The organism is Bacteroides caecicola, assembly GCF_023337095.1.
GTDB lineage: Bacteria > Bacteroidota > Bacteroidia > Bacteroidales > Bacteroidaceae > Phocaeicola > Phocaeicola gallinarum.
In genome coordinates this window covers 122,079-138,285 of record NZ_JAMBLM010000009.1, presented here as the reverse complement: position 1 = coordinate 138,285, position 16,207 = coordinate 122,079, and the positions used below count along the sequence as shown (strand labels likewise).

At 45.1% G+C, this 16,207-nt stretch carries 12 protein-coding genes; 10 read left to right on the top strand and 2 right to left on the bottom strand.

Annotation, left to right across the window (positions count from 1 at the left end; genetic code table 11):
• The first annotated feature begins 134 nt into the window (after positions 1 to 134).
• From M3085_RS10345 to M3085_RS10330, 4 genes are all read left to right on the top strand, one after another.
• Positions 135 to 2,492, top strand: a complete 2,358-nt coding sequence (locus tag M3085_RS10345; RefSeq protein WP_249052957.1) for a TonB-dependent receptor plug domain-containing protein — start codon at positions 135 to 137, stop codon at positions 2,490 to 2,492.
• Positions 2,493 to 2,619: 127 nt separating this feature from the next.
• Positions 2,620 to 3,153, top strand: a complete 534-nt coding sequence (locus tag M3085_RS10340) for an NUDIX domain-containing protein (RefSeq protein WP_178257278.1) — start codon at positions 2,620 to 2,622, stop codon at positions 3,151 to 3,153.
• Positions 3,150 to 6,161, top strand: a complete 3,012-nt coding sequence (locus M3085_RS10335; RefSeq protein WP_249052956.1) for a tetratricopeptide repeat protein — start codon at positions 3,150 to 3,152, stop codon at positions 6,159 to 6,161. The genes M3085_RS10340 and M3085_RS10335 overlap by 4 nt, the downstream gene beginning before the upstream one ends.
• Entirely contained in the window at positions 6,158 to 7,831 is a 1,674-nt protein-coding gene (locus M3085_RS10330) for a TonB-dependent receptor (RefSeq protein WP_249052955.1), read from the top strand. Before M3085_RS10335 ends, M3085_RS10330 begins: the two co-directional genes overlap by 4 nt.
• Here M3085_RS10330 and M3085_RS10325 read toward each other — a convergent pair.
• Complete coding sequence (locus M3085_RS10325; RefSeq protein ID WP_178257275.1) at positions 7,828 to 9,444, bottom strand: tetratricopeptide repeat protein; 1,617 nt, start codon at positions 9,442 to 9,444, stop codon at positions 7,828 to 7,830. The two genes, M3085_RS10330 and M3085_RS10325, sit on opposite strands and share 4 nt — an antisense overlap.
• A 71-nt stretch (positions 9,445 to 9,515) precedes the next feature.
• On the opposite strand from M3085_RS10325, the gene M3085_RS10320 reads away from it, so the two are divergent.
• The 6 genes from M3085_RS10320 to trxA all read left to right on the top strand — a co-directional run bounded on the left by M3085_RS10320 (position 9,516) and on the right by trxA (position 13,542).
• Entirely contained in the window at positions 9,516 to 10,490 is a 975-nt protein-coding gene (locus M3085_RS10320) for an acyltransferase family protein (RefSeq protein WP_191710155.1), read from the top strand.
• 81 nt (positions 10,491 to 10,571) lie between these two features.
• The gene (locus M3085_RS10315; RefSeq protein ID WP_178257273.1) at positions 10,572 to 11,057 is read left to right on the top strand and encodes a ferritin; all 486 of its coding nucleotides are present in this window, start codon (positions 10,572 to 10,574) and stop codon (positions 11,055 to 11,057) included.
• Positions 11,058 to 11,312: 255 nt separating this feature from the next.
• On the top strand, positions 11,313 to 11,993 hold the full coding sequence (locus M3085_RS10310; RefSeq protein ID WP_178257272.1) for a hypothetical protein: 681 nt from the start codon (positions 11,313 to 11,315) through the stop codon (positions 11,991 to 11,993).
• Positions 11,994 to 12,004: 11 nt separating this feature from the next.
• On the top strand, positions 12,005 to 12,577 hold the full coding sequence (locus M3085_RS10305; protein WP_249052954.1) for a cob(I)yrinic acid a,c-diamide adenosyltransferase: 573 nt from the start codon (positions 12,005 to 12,007) through the stop codon (positions 12,575 to 12,577).
• Between the two features lie 67 nt (positions 12,578 to 12,644).
• Positions 12,645 to 12,866, top strand: coding sequence for a DUF2795 domain-containing protein (locus tag M3085_RS10300; protein WP_002558131.1), 222 nt, complete (start codon positions 12,645 to 12,647; stop codon positions 12,864 to 12,866).
• Between the two features lie 193 nt (positions 12,867 to 13,059).
• On the top strand, positions 13,060 to 13,542 hold the full coding sequence (gene trxA / locus M3085_RS10295; protein WP_191710154.1) for a thioredoxin: 483 nt from the start codon (positions 13,060 to 13,062) through the stop codon (positions 13,540 to 13,542).
• 108 nt (positions 13,543 to 13,650) lie between these two features.
• Here the strand turns inward: trxA and M3085_RS10290 are convergent, their stop codons facing one another.
• Positions 13,651 to 16,158 carry a YfhO family protein gene (locus M3085_RS10290; RefSeq protein WP_249052953.1) on the bottom strand — a complete coding sequence of 836 codons (2,508 nt, stop codon included), beginning with the start codon at positions 16,156 to 16,158 and terminating at the stop codon, positions 13,651 to 13,653.
• Positions 16,159 to 16,207: the final 49 nt, after the last annotated feature.

Here is a 16,207-nt window from a genome sequence, read left to right as displayed (position 1 = left end):
AAAGAATTAATTTACGAACAATTTGAAATAGGTGTTTACCTTGCAACAGTCGGCTATCCGGATCCATCACGCCCCGACTCGATTCCGCCTATCACATCAACTACTGAAATCAGAGGCTATAAAGCTAAAAAATTATGAAACGTTTCTTACCATTCACCTGCCTTTTTCTTCTGTTTTTTACGCAAATCGTCAACGCCCAACCCTCCAATGGCAATTTGCAACAAGCACTGTACGATTACACAGCACGGATGCCCATCGAAAAAGTGTACATACATCATGACCGAACGGATTATTACGCCGGAGAGACGGTTTGGATGAAAATTTACCAAACTTCTTCGGCAAATGCTTCCGCCGCCAGCCAAATTGTTTACGCAGACCTTATCGACCCGCAGCAAAACGCTGTATTACAGACTCGATGGAAGCTCAAGGACGGGCGGGCAGAGGCTTGCTTGGAACTTCCTGAAGATTTACCTGCCGGACATTACCAGTTACGTGCCTACACCCGATGGATGCAAAACTTCGCTCCTGAAGGGTTCTTTCACCAAGAGTTGACTGTGTACGGCCCTCAACCGACCGGCAAAGATGCAGACGAAAAGGAAGATGCAGCTATCCGGTTCTTTCCCGAAGGAGGCTGGATGATAGAGGGACTGACCAACCGGGTGGCTTTTGAAATCACAGGAAGATATGCCGAAGATATCAAAGAAATTTTCATTACAAACGAGAAGAAAGACACCGTAGCCATTGCTTCACCAAGCCTGCACGGGAAAGGGTTGTTCTCATTCCTGCCCCAACCCGGTATGCGCTACGAGGCTCATTTACCCAACATACGTCAGACCTATCCGCTTCCCCAATGCAAGGAACGGGGATTTGCTTTGTCAACAGAGCATCGGGACGGGAAATTCCGCATCAGAATGGCTCATAACCTGACAGAGAAAGAAGCATCAGCACATCAATGGTTTATCGTATTACACCGCGAGGGAGAGCTTATCGTAGAAGTGCCGATAGATACCCGCAATAAGATTGGTCTCATCAGTTTTCCAATCGACGAACTACCGGCGGGAACATTCACCGTTTCACTAATCGACGAATCTTATCAGGCATGGTGGGAAAGGCTTGCTTTTGTACGTTTTCCGGAACAATTAAATTTGTCGATTCGTACAAAGTATGAAAAGAAGAACGGGCAAAAATCCGTAAAATTAATATTACATTCTACAGACCGGAACGGGCATCCGCAGCCGGGAGCGTTCTCATTAGCAGCTGTTGATGCCACCTTAGAACAAACCAGCAAACGATCTAACCTCACCTCTTATTTGTTTTTAGGTAGCGAACTGCAAGGTAACCTCCGCTACCTGCCGGACTACTGGAATCCTGCCCACCCCGATGCGATGGAGCGTATCAACCTGTTGCTCCTCACACAAGGATGGCGGCGGTATGAATTAGAACAGCTTACCGAAACACCCCAACCACCCTCGTTCCCTATGGAATTAGGACTATCGTTAAGCGGCAAGGTAAATGTACTTGGCAACAAAAAGCTAAAAGACATTACCATAGAAGCCATTTTGCGCCAAGATAGTTTGAGGGAATATGCCGAATTAAAGCCCGACGAAAAGAAACGTTTTGTTTTAGACGGCATTGAATTTACAGGTACTAAAGATGTCATTTTAACTGCACGCGACAAGAAAGAGAAAGCCTACCCCATTGTTCTTGACGTTCCCCACTCCTCTCCTGCCGGGCATTACCGGCCAACGCCGTTCGATGCCAAACAGTCATTCGCTACCGCATGGAAAGTCAACCGGTACATCGAGCCCCGCATCGGCAAGACCCCGATTTTGTTAGGCGAAGTAGAAATTACGGCACGGAAACCAGACCCGATGGAAAAGTGGAGAACATACGGAGCAGGATTCGTGAAAAACGCAGTAAACATCGAAGCAAACACAGCCAGTGGTCGCGTAATCGACTACTTGCGACGTGTGCCGGGCATATCAATGATATATGGTGGAGACCCTGCCTACCCGATGATTCCGCACGTAAACGGAACTCCCGGAAAAACGCCGGCTTCCATCGTATTAGACGGCAGCCTGCAGCGGATGCCGGAATTTGTATTCGACATGGATATTTCACAAATAGAGCGCATCGAAGTGTTACAGCCAACCGCCACCATGTTTGGCGGATTCAATACCGGAGGTGTCATTTGTCTGTACAGACGCCCTGTCGGCGGAGAAAAAGAAACCACCCGGCAAGCCGTTTGCCAATGGATAGGATACAATCAGACCAAAACGTTTTACCTTCCCGCAGCGACAGACAACGATTTTTTCAATCTCCCCCAAGCCCGCAATACGTACTATTGGAATCCAACGGTTACTACCGGCGCCGACGGACGGGCAGAAATATCATTCTTCCTCAACGAACGCGAGAACAAAAAAATTACTGTTCACTGTGAAGGCATATCCACCAACGGTATCACGGGAGTGTATTCGCAAACAATCCGCTGACAAACAACGCTGATACAGCTTATATGACAGGAGTAACCGCCTCTTTTTGGTTAAATATAAAAAATATAGCCATGCACTTGGGGTAAATCTGTATATTTGCGAGATTAACCTATTAAACGAAAAAGACATGCATCCGTTAGAACTGTTCAAATACTGTCCGAAGTGCGGTTCGCACCGCTTTGAAATCCATAACGAAAAATCAAAGAAATGTGCGGATTGCGGATTTACGTATTACTTCAACTCCAGTGCGGCAACCGTAGCTTTTATCCTGAACCATCGGAACGAACTGTTGGTTTGCAGACGCGGAAAAGAACCTGCAAAGGGAACCCTCGACTTATCGGGCGGATTCATCGACATGTATGAAACCGGAGAGGAAGGCGTTGCCCGCGAAGTGAAGGAAGAAACAGGACTAACCGTTACCGAAGCCAAATATTTGTTTTCGTTGCCCAATACATATTTATATTCAGGGTTCTTGGTACACACGCTTGACCAGTTTTTCTTATGCACGGTAGCAGACGACAGCCACCTGAAAGCGATGGATGACGTGGCAGACTCGTTCTGGATGCCACTCGACCGAATAAACCCTGACGAATTTGGATTAGACTCGGTACGTAAAGGCATTACCCTTTTCTTGGACTTATATAAACACCATAAGGCATGAAGAATAAAAAATATCTTTGGATAGCCGGATGGCTGTGTGCCCTCCCCCTATCGCTTCCGGCACAACAGACGGAACCGCTCACCGGAACGGAACGCTTGTTTGATGACGGAAAACAATTATTTCTACGCGAAGATTACGCTGCTGCGCGCCAAACCTTATCGCGCTACATGGAGCAGAAAGGCGAAGCAAGCCTGCGAGATGAAGCTGCATATATGTTGGCTTGTACCGCATACGAATTAAAAATGCCCGACTGTATCCATACGTTAGAAACATATTTGGAAGACTATCCCGAATCACGATACGCAAACCGCATTCAGTCGCTCATCGCTTCCGCCTATTTCTTTGAAGGCAAATATCTGGAGGCAATAGCCTATTTCAAAACATGCGACATCGAAATGCTTAGTCAGGAAGAACGGGATGCCTGTACGTTACGCATGGCTACAGCATACCTGAAGACCAATAACCTGAGCGAGGCAGCTTTTTGGTTTAATGTATTAAAAGAAGTAAGTTCTGCTTACCGAAACGATGCTGTTTATAACTTGGCTTACATCGATTACGTAGAACGCCGTTACGACAAGGCGTTGGAGGGATTCCGCGCCGTGGAAGAAGACCGCAAATACCGTACGCTTGCTCCTTACTATATAGCAGACATCTATCTGATAAAAGGCAATTACCCAACGGCACGCCGGATAGCGGAGGCTTACCTTGCTGCTTACCCGAACGAGGAACAAGTGACGGAAATGAAGCGTGTGGCAGGTGAAGCGGCTTACGGACAGAACGATTATGCTTCGGCTACCCGTCTGCTGTCTGCTTACCAGAATGAATCGGAGCATCCCGAACGGAATGCACTCTATAAATTGGGAATGAGTTACTTCCACACACAGGTTTACTCGAAAGCTGCTGCCACACTGGGAAAAGCCGTGGGAGAAAAAGATGCACTTTCCCAGAATGCGTATCTCCATACAGGATTGGCTTACCTGCAACTGAAAGAACATACTCAGGCTCGCATGGCGTTCGAACAAGCCTCATCAAGCGACTTCGACCGCAGCATCAAGGAACAGGCGCTTTACAATTACGCGCTTTGTATCCATGAAACTTCCTACTCTCCTTTCGCCGAATCGGTAACGGTATTTGAACGTTTCTTGAATGAATTTCCCAACTCAGCTTATACGGATAAGGTTAACGATTACCTGATTGAAGTCTACATGAATACGCGCAGCTACATGGCGGCGTTACAGTCTATTGAAAAAATCAGTCATCCCGGCAAGCGTATCTTGGAAGCCAAGCAAAAACTGTTGTTCCGTCTCGGAACACAGGCTTTCGCGCAAGGAGCATTTGAGAACGCAACCGACTATTTCACCCGCTCTTTGCAGTTGGGACAATACAACCAACAAACCAAAGCTGATGCTTACTACTGGCGGGGCGAATCGAAATATCGCTTGGAGCAATACTCGCAAGCTGCCAACGATTATCGGCTTTACTTGGAATTTACCCCCGACAAAAGCAGCGACGAATACGGGCTTGCGCTTTATAATTTAGGTTATACGGCTTTCAAGCAAAAACAATATACCCGCGCCCTGACGTGGTTTGCACGCTGTGCATCATCGGGTACGGTAAAAGATGCGTCTGTAATTGCCGATACGCATAACCGCATGGGAGACTGTTACTTCTACGACCGTCGATTCGATGAAGCCCGTACTCACTATGCACAGGCTACTTCCGTCAATCCGGCATTGGGAGACTATTCACTCTTCCAAGAAGCATTCGTAAAAGGTTTGCAGCGCGATTACAATGGAAAGATACAAACCCTGAACCGGTTACTTTCTGAATATCCTTCGTCACAGTATATCGATGATGCCTTGTACGAACAAGGGCGTGCTTTCGTATTGCTGGAAGATAACAATAATGCCATTAACCGCTATACATTATTGGTACAGCGATATCCGGAAAGTGCCCTGTCTCGTAAGGCTGCCAATGAAATCGGTTTGCTGTATTATCAAAACGATCAATATAACCAAGCCATAGCTGCTTATAAAGAGGTTATCAATAAATATCCGGGAAGTGAAGAAGCGAGACTGGCACAACGCGATTTGAAATCGATTTATATCGACCTCAATAAAGTAGACGATTACATGGCTTTTGTTTCCTCGCTGCCCGGCGGGGCAAACTTCGATGTGAACGAGCGCGACTCGCTTACGTATGCAGCCGCCGAAAAAGTTTACATGCGTGGAAATATCGCCGAAGCCCAAACCAGTTTTACCCGCTATTTGCAGTCGTTCCCGCAGGGAGCTTTCAGCGTAAATGCTTCTTACTATCTGGGACTGATAGCATATAACCAGAAAGATTACGCCAAAGCCGTAGCATATTTAGACAAAGTAATTGAATATCCGGACAGCAAGTTCTCTTCTGAAGCTATGAAGATATGCGCAGACATGGCTTATAACGAAAAGAATTATGAAAGGGCATTAACGCTTTACAAGCGCATGGCAGACCGTACAAATACGCAAGAAGAACGCTTGGAGGCCGAAACCGGAGCTTTGCGCAGTGCTTATCTGCTTAAAAATGCAGAAGAAACGATTTCTACCGCTTCTGCTTTATTGGCACAATCCAAGCTGGCTCCCGAACTGGAAAACGAGGCTCGTTACTATCGCGCCAAAGCCTGTATGCAGATGGGAAAACAACAGGAAGCTCTGAACGATTTGACTGTACTGGCAAAAGATACGCGCAATGTTTACGGTGCAGAGGCAAAATACCTCGTTGCTCAAATCTATTTCAACAATAACGAAACAGCAAAAGCCGAAAAAGAGGTGTTGGAATACATCGAAGTCAGTACGCCTCATGCTTACTGGCTGGCACGCAGCTTTGTCTTGCTGTCTGACGTCTACATGAAGTTAGGGCGCAATCTTGACGCAAAACAATACTTATTGTCTTTGCAACAGAACTATCAGGCAAATGACGATATTGAACAAATGATTGAAAGCCGACTGAAAAAACTGGAAAAACAATGACAAGAAAGGTTATAATTATATGTGCTGGTATTTGTGCTGCTGCTACGCTTGCAGCACAAGAACAAGCTAAAGACTCTACGCTTAATCGTACGGTAGTAGTAGAAAATCAATATAATCCGGAAGTGATGGATGCCTTTAAGGTGAACATTCTTCCGAAAGTGGAAGAACCGGCTGTAGCCAAACAGGAAATCAACTATGCTGCAGGGATTCACCCGTTTGCTGCATGGGAAGTAAATCCGATGAAGCCCTTTAACCCGGAGATGAGACAAGAGAACGCACACAGGGGATATGCACGCATTTCGTATGGGAATCGGAATAATACCGATGTAAAAGGCAGTTATCTTTGGGACATTACCAAGCGAGACCGTCTGGGCGTTATGGCATCACTCTACGGCATGTATGGTGACATCTCTAACCTGACCGGTACACAAGACTGGAAATCGCGCTTTTACCGTACAGATGCAGCGTTAGATTATACCCACGATTTCCGCAAGGTTTCACTGAAAATCGGTGGGGATTTTGCATCGCAGGTATTTAATTACATGCCTGCTTCCACTGATCTGAATCCGGATGCTCCGACCACGACAGGACGACAGCACTATACGTTGGGCGAAGGTTATGTCCGCGTTGCTTCACAGGAAGGGCAGTTGCCGGTAGAATTTGCGTTACAAAGCGGATTCCGCAGTTTTAACCGCAAGTATGATATTTATGGACTTGCTTCAGGGGCAGAGAAGATTATCCACACTTCAGGATTCATCGCCGGAAACATTAACGAAGAACAACAGGTGGGAGTCGGCTTGGTAATGGATAACCTGATGTATGACGCTGCGCTGAAGAACTATACATTGGTACAGCTAAATCCTTATTATACGATTAAGAATGATGATGTGAGCCTCCGTCTTGGAGCACACGTCGATGTACAGGCCGGGCATGACGGAGGAGTAAACTTTGCTCCCGATGTAAAACTGGCTTATACGTTTGCCGATTCTTACGTAATCTACGTACAGGCATTGGGAGGAAGCCGGCTGAACGATTTCCGTACGCTGAATGACATGTCGCCTTATTGGGCGCAACTGAGCCAGCTCCGCACTTCGTCTACGCCGCTGGATGCCGGCATCGGACTGAAAGCATCTCCCGTATCCGGACTGGGATTCCATTTATACGGTGGTTATCGCATCACTAAAAACGAATTGTTCTCACTCCCCGGAATTGAAAGTTTCGCGCTTGCCGACGCTACGCACTACACCTATAAATTCCTGTTACAAGACAAAGCCAAAGTGGGTTATGGGGGTGCATCCATCAGCTATGCTTACAAAGACTGGATTGACTTTACACTGCAAGGAACTTATTACAGATGGAACACCGATAGCGACAACGAATTGCTGCTGGCTTTGAAGCCCGAATTCGCAGTAGGTTTCTATGCTCGGAGCCGGATAATGAAAGACTTACACATTGCGCTGGATTACCGTTACGAAGGGCGGAAAGACATTGCCGGACAAAGTATAACCGACCCCATAAACTCTTTAAGCGTAAGTGCAGAATATGAACTGCTGAACCGCATCACGGTCTTCGCCCGCCTTAACAACTTGCTGAACAAGAACTACATTACCGAAACCGGTTATCCGGTACAAGGATTCAACGTAATGGCAGGTATCAGTGTACGGTTCTAAATCGAGCGGATATAAGTCACCAAGTCATCTTCGGCAGAAAGCTCCAACGATTTCCGCAGACGATAACGATTCATGTTGATGGTTTTCGGAGTGGTTCCGGTCAGCATGGCAATCTCTTTGGTAGAAAGTTCCACGCGCAGCAGCGTGGCAAGATGTATCTCACCCTGTGTCAGATTAGGATGACGCAGGGTGAGTCTTTTAATAAACTCCTGATTCTTTTCATCAATGTGTTGCAAGGTCATGTTATTGGTCTTTTCGCCATTCTGGTGCTGACTGATGAACGCATTGATTTTCTTCAGATGAGTAATCAGCTCCGTACCTTCCATTTTGTAGCTCTCTTTTATCAGGTCGCGGATTTTATCCAACACCTCGTTACGGCTTTGCAGAAACACGGCAAAGTCTGTTATCTCCTGCTTGTTGGTTTCCAGCTCCGCCTGCGTTTTGTCAAGCTCCATCTTCTGCTGTTGCACCTTCAGCTTCGCCACTTCATGCTCCGACTGTTCCAGCAAATACTGGGTATTAATCAGTTGAAGTTTCTTTTTACGTTTAAACCGCTGATGGAGCAACAGCCCGATAATAGCCAATGAAAAAGCAACGATCACAATGGTCAGGATATTTCTTCTCAACTGCGCTATTTTATACTCCTGCTCTTTACGCTCCGTTTCTTGCTGCTGGAACAAAAGGCGTTTTTCTGCCATATTTTGCTCCACCATACGTAACTTATTACTGCTCTGTATCTCTTTGCTAAGCGTATATAATGCCACCTGTTTTTCGTAAGCTTTCTTATAATTGCCTATGGCAGCATACACCATCGCAGAGTATTCATAATTATCACATATAATCCCTTTCGCTCCGACCTTTGAAGCCAGCTTAAAAGCCTTGTCTAAAACAACAATGGCTTGAGGATATTTTTTCTGATAATAATACAGCCGCCCTAAATTATTATAATTCTCACTCAACGACCAAGTAGCGTTTAAATTGCGGTTAATCACAATGGCTTCGCTTATCCAACGGATTTGCATATCCAGCTTTCCGGGATACAGGCAAAGATTATTCAAGTTGGCGGCGATATTCTTTAAATCCTTGTTCCTCCGGTTTATCTCCAAAGCCAAGTTAAAGAAACGTTCTGCCTGCTGAAACTCATTGATGTATATATGAATTATGCCCCTGTTATTATACACCCGTGCCAGATTTACTGAATCGTTTTCAACCTTCGACCAAGCCATCGCTTCGTCATTCAATTCGATTGCCTTAGTATAATCTCCCAAGCTGCAATAGCTGATACTCATCTGATTATAGATTTTGCCTTTCCACGAATGATCGTCTTGGGGAATCATTTCCGCAGCTTCATAAAGAGCTTGAATACCTCCATCGTAATTCCCCAATAATCGCTCTGCCTGTGCATATAGCGAAAGCGAATGAATCTTCTGTGAAACATCGGACGTCTGTTTATAAGCCCGCTGTGCGAAAAAGGCAGACTGAACCGGATTGGAATACAAACTCTGTTCAGCCTTTTCCAGCAGACTCTTTATTTCATTCTCCGAAGAAGCGTGTCCCCAACATCCGAAGCAAACAAAAAGAAATGACAGCAATATAAAACAATATTTTCCCATGTGTTACAATTTGTTTTCAAAAATACAAATATTCTTCCTGATTTCATTATTTTTGCAATAAAAAGTCTCCAATGAAACAGCGCATAAAAGAAATTGATTACCTGAAGTGTACATTTATACTCCTGATGATTGTTTTCCATTTGGTCTACATCGGAGACAAATATCCGTATGCCAAGCAGCTGGTATATACCTTCCACATGCCTGCTTTCTTAATCATTTCAGGGTATTTGATGAACATCAACAAAAGCCTGCGCGCTTTCCTGCATACGATGGTATGGATATTCATCCCCTATGCAATCATGGAAAGCGGATACATCGTGATGTCTGCCATACTTCCGGTACGCGAACGGGTAGAAGAACTCAGCTTCGGCGTTTGGATAGAGAAGTTATTGCTTCATCCGTTAGGGCCGTACTGGTATCTGCATACACTGATGGTATGCGGCATCACTTATTTTGCCGTCGACCGCCTTACCCGAAAGTCGCGCGACCCGCTTGTTTTACCCATTATTTTGTCGTTAATTTATGCTGCCGAATCCATGCGGTTAGACATCGTATCGCTACCCAATGCGTTATACTTCGCTATGGGTTGCGTAATGCAACGCTACGGCTTGCGTTTTACGTCCTTTTTTCGCCCGTCTGTATGGTCGGTTATCCCCTTCACGATACTTGCCTGTTTCCCTGAAAATCTGAACAAATCGGTTCCCGGAGGCATAGCAATAACCTATTTGGCTGTTAGTTTGACACTGACATTATTTCGCTTCCTCCCTGCCCGAATGAAAACAATATGCGCATACATCGGTTCGCACACACTGGTCTTATTGATATTCTCTCCGGTTTTTACCATCACAGTAAAACCGCTGGCAGGCATGTTCGGTTTTGACCCTTCCGGAATGCTTTTCCTCTTTACAGCTTTGGCTATTACCGTTACAGGATGTTTCGCTCTGGCGTGGGTCATCGACCGCCTCCATCTTTCTCCCTTTTTCTGGGGAAAGCAAACAATGTTACAACCTTTTCCCGGGCGGAATGACAAGTTGACAGAGAAATAAAATTCATAGCCAAATAGGAATAATGGCATTTCATTTGTTGATATAGAAGATAAAGAAAATATTCATTAAAAACATACGATTATGATCTCAGAAAAATTACAAAACGCAATCAACGAACAAATCACAGCAGAAATGTGGTCGTCTAACCTTTATCTTTCTATGTCTTTCTACTTGAAAAGTCAGGGTTTCGACGGATTCGCTCATTGGCTGAAATTACAGTCACAAGAAGAACTGCAACACGCTTACGACCTTGCAGATTACATTGCCAAACGTGGCGGAGTAGCCAAAGTTGACAAAGTTGATGTTGTTCCGCAAGGCTGGGGAAGCATCCTCGAAGTATTCGAACATGTTTACAACCACGAATGCCACGTATCTGAGCTGATTGACAACTTGGTAAACGTAGCTTCGGAAGTAAAAGACAAGGCTTCGCAAGACTTCTTGTGGGGTTATGTACGCGAACAGGTGGAAGAAGAGGCTACGGCTCAAAGCATTGTTGACAAGTTGAAACATTGCACCGATCAAGCAAGCCTGTTGTACATGGACGACAAATTGGGTGCTCGCCAATAATTTTTCGCAATAAAACATTTATCCCCTAAGAGCTTGTTTAAATTTTGCCCTGCCCCAGTTTGAAAAAGGGAAGCTGATAAAAACAACTTATCGGAAAATTCAAACAGGCTCTAAGCGCGGATTGCGTAATTTAAAGGAATTTTTACGGATATTTCCTGAAAAATAAGCGTAATCCGCGCTTTCTTTTTATCTATCAATCTGCATTTTTATTATCTTTGCCGCCAAAATCACTCTACCTATAAACTCAATAGCAGCATGGAAGACATCCTCTTACGAAGTTTAAACTGGTGTAAACGCTTTCGTCATCGGAAAGGATATGGCATACATTCACCTTCCGACTTTTTTTTGACAACCTTTGTCATTTACGAACAAATGCCTTTTTACGCTTATGCCCCCTTACACCACCTGAGAAGAGTTGTCAACCACTTGCCTCACTATCGCGAGAAAGTGGATAAACTTCTATTCCGTCTTATCAACTACCTACAGCCTTCGCTACTTATTGAGGCTGAAACAGGCAGTGGAATCAGCACCCGATACATGGCAGAAGCCTGTACCAAGCTGCACATCCACTCATACGCAAGCGAACGACAAGACGCAGTAGAACGTATCTTATCTACCAAAGCTGCCATAGATTATCAATGGGGAGACATCATAAAAAAAATCCAAACTCTGATACAAGAAGGAAAGAAGCCCGATGTGGTACACATCGCTCATACTGCTTACTATCGGGAAATTTTTGAGCTGCTCCTTCCTCTTGCCGATGCAAAGACTTGTTTCATTATTGGAAAACCTTACGAAAATGAGGAGAAAAAACGCTGGTGGAAAGAAATAATAGCCGATAAACGAACCGGAGTTACTTTCGACTTATACGACATCGGATTGGTTTTTTTCAACAAAGAGCGTACGAAAGAACACCGCATTGTAAACTTCCTTTAATCAAACAGACCATGAAACTGGATAAAATTTATACCCGTACGGGAGACAAAGGCATGACTTCGCTGGTAGGAGGAGTACGTGTCCCGAAAACTCATGCACGCTTGGAAGCCTACGGAACCGTAGACGAACTGAATGCTTGCATCGGATGGCTGATAACCGTTACGGAAGATGAAAAAAGCAAACAATTTTTACAATACATACAACATAAGCTATTTTCCGTAGGCTCATACCTCGCCACCGACCCTGAGCGGACAGAAATTCGCATGGAAAGCCGTATATCAGAAGACAGCATAACGAAACTGGAGAAAGCCATTGATGAAATCAATTCATCGCTGCCGGCACTTTCGGGATTTATTTTACCCGGCGGCTCGCAAGCAGCTGCCGTTTGTCACGTATGCCGGACCGTATGCCGACGTTCGGAACGGCGGATTCTTGCATTAGAAACCGAAGAAAGAAGTGAAATCCTCGATGAAAAAGTCAAACGCTTCATGAACAGATTGTCAGATTATTTGTTTGTTTTATCAAGAAAACTAAACGATTTAACACATTGTGAGGAAATTTATTGGGATAAGAATTGCGAATGAAAGAATTTGTTATATTTTTGTGGCTCAATAATCAGAAACGTGTGAAACTTTTAAAAACTGATATACTATGTATTGGACATTAGAATTGGCCTCAAAATTGGAGGATGCTCCATGGCCGGCAACAAAGGACGAATTGATTGATTACGCAATGCGCTCAGGCGCTCCGTTGGAAGTAATTGAGAATTTGCAAGAGATGGAAGATGAAGGCGAAATATATGAAAGCATTGAAGATATTTGGCCCGATTACCCCAGCAAGGAAGATTTCTTTTTCAACGAGGAAGAATATTGATTAACTTCAGCACAACATCCTGCTGATGATGCAGTTTTCACCACAGGGGATACAGAGTCTCACATCGAATTTAATAGTTTGAAAAAGTGTGTGCCTCTTTGTATTCTTTGTGGTGATTTTTTTACAAACGGGTTATTCTGCAAAAAATCAGACAGGTTCTAAACCTTTTTACCCAACTAATTGTTTATATGATATGAAAAAGTTTATATTCTTCGCGCTTGCCATACTTGCCGTTAATACGGCATGTGGCAGCAGCACGAACCATAACGACAATACGAAAACTGAAAAGAATATGGAAACAACAGAAAATGGCAAGGTTATTCACCTAAATAAAGCAGACTTTCTGACGAAAGTTTATAACTATGAGAAAAATCCGAACGAATGGAAATACGAAGGGGACAAACCCGCTATCGTAGACTTTTACGCTACATGGTGTGGCCCGTGTAAAATGATTGCTCCGCTATTGGAAGAAATGGCTAAAGAGTACGATGGACAAATCGTAATTTATAAGGTAGATACGGACAAAGAACCGGAGCTGTCGGCTGCTTTTGGCATCCGAAGTATTCCTACCTTACTTTTCATCCCCGCGGAAGGAGAACCGCAGATAGGACAGGGGGCGATGCCTAAAGCTACGTTGAAAAAGGCTATCGACGAGTTCCTTTTGGGCAAGAAGTAAAAACGGAAATCTTACGGCTTCCATTCACAAAAAACAAACCCATGCAATGGTGAACACACGCTGTTTCCTCCATTGCATGGGTTGTTTTTTAGGGTATTGCCCGACGGATTATTGCTTCACCTCTGCCCGACGTTTCTTGCATATCCGAAGTAAAACGGCTGCCAGAACGCCCAACGCCAAGAGCGCAAGCGCGGTAAACGCTACCGCTTCGGTTACATGAAGCGATTGGGGATCGAATTTAAATTCAATCGTATGCTTGCCCGACGGAACATTCATCGCACGCAAAATATAATCTGCACGCCCGTGTTCCACCTCTTGACCGTCGATGTACGAACGCCATCCCGGATAATAAATCTCGGCAAACACAACCGTTCCTCCTTGGGGCGAATCAACCTCATAGCGCAATGCGTTCGGCTGATAATCGATCAGCGTTATTACGCTCAGGCTGTCACGCTGCGCATCCGTCTGTTTCACTTGTGCGGCAAATTTCTTATCTACCACTGCCGTCAGAGCCGGATTATTGTGATGCAGCGCCTCTATCTCTTCATTGGCATTATCCACGTATTTAACTTCATCCACAAACCAAGCATTGCCTAAGGCATGAGGATTGAACAGCGGTACTGTATTGCCTCCCTGCAAGGGGAATATGATGTAGCGCGTATTCAGCATATTCAAAACCGGAGTCAGCGTGGCATCCACTTGCTCCATGTCACCTCCCACTGTCGGCAATTTATCATAAAGCGAGGCTATTTCGCCCTGAATATGTTCTTCTATAATTTCTTGGTAACGGCGGAGTTTTGCCGCATGGTAACCGCCAATGCTTTTATGCCAATACGCCGTATTGTTCTCGTTAAAGGTATTGACCGACAAGTTCAGCACACGGTAATCCAGCGTTTGGTCTTTCAGAATCTCTTTATCGGTGGGCGAAGGCTGCATGAAGGGTTGCATTTCCGTACCTTTCGCCACGAACTGCTCATCATAAAGGTAACGCTTGTTCACATTCCACATATCCGCCAGACAGAGCAACGTGAGTGTGGCTATCAGAACGGAGGCTTTCATACGCTTCGTACAATAGATTATCACCAACACGAATCCTATCAGCACGATGAAGAAACTACGCCAAGCATCGGATGTGAAAATAGCCTGACGCATGTCTTCCAGATTTATCAGAATCGGTGCCAACTGGTCGGCGGGAATAGCTTGTTTCAATGCACTCATTTCCATTGTCGAAACGTACGACGGGAAAAAGAACGATGGAGCCAGTGCAAACAGCAGAGCGAGCCCTCCGGTCAACACGAAGCTGATATAGAACGCCCGTGAACGCTCGCGGAACAGGGCGGGACGCTCTACGACTTCTTTCAATGCCATGATTGCCAACAAAGGTATCGTAAATTCTGCGATGACAAGTATGGAAGAAACGGCACGGAACTTACTGTACATCGGGATGTAGTCGATAAAGAAATTGGTCAGTCCCATGAAATTATGTCCCCATGAAAGAAGTATGGAAAAGACAGTACCCGCTACCAATGCCCACTTCATCGGGCCTTTAACAAGGAACAGTCCCAGAATAAACAAAAACATAACAAAAGCTCCTACATAAACCGGTCCGGACGTTCCGGGCTGTTCACCCCAATACTGTCCTAACTGACTATATAAGCCCATGTAAGCAGGGTCGGCCTTTTCCATTGCTTTTTCGTTCTGCGCCAACGGAACGGAAGCTCCTCCTTTCACATTCGGTACAAGCAATGAGAAAGTTTCGCCTATTCCGTAACTCCATTGCGTAATATAGCTGCGCTCCAGCCCACTGTCGGTCTGGTCTGCTGTGTTTTCCTTTACCAGCTCGCTTTTGCCGCGCATGGTTTCTTTACTGTATTCATAGGTATGGTAAAGATTCGAAAGGTTAATGCAAACGCCTACTAATCCGGCTATCACCAACACTCCGCTGGCTTTCAGGAAACGCGGCATTTGTTTCTCCTTCCATGCCGAAACGCCGTAAGCTATCGCCATAAAAAGCATGACGAATAAGAAATAATAGCTCATCTGCGGATGGTTGGCCGTAATCTGAAGGGCTACGAACAGTGCCGTAACGATTCCTCCCCACAGGTATTTACCGCGATATGCCAGTACCATACCGGCTATGGTGGGCGGAATATAAGCCAACGCCACGAACTTCCAAATGTGTCCGGCGGCTATAATTATAAAGAAATAAGAAGAAAAAGCCCATATCACGGCTCCCAATGTCGCCATCCAAGCCTTGAAATCGAAAGCGCGAAGCAGGATATAAAAGCCTAACAGCATGACGAATACATACCATACATAAGTGGGGAGAAAAAGATGGTAGATTTTTTGGATAAAGCTCAGCGTGTCGGTAGAATCGTAACTGGGCGACATCTGATAAGTAGGCATACCTCCGAAAATAGCATTCGTCCACCGCGTACGCTCACCTGTTTTTTCCAAGTAGTCTTGCATCTCATGACCTGCCCCGATACCTGCTACGGCATCGTGTTGCGCCAGAATACGTCCTTCACTCACAGCCGGAAGAAAATAAACAAACGAAATCAACACGAAAAGCACAATGGCTATCACATCGGGAAGAAATCTCTTAAACTGGTTCATATCAGGATAAGTTTATTAATAATTAATTGTTTTCGACCGACAAAGATAG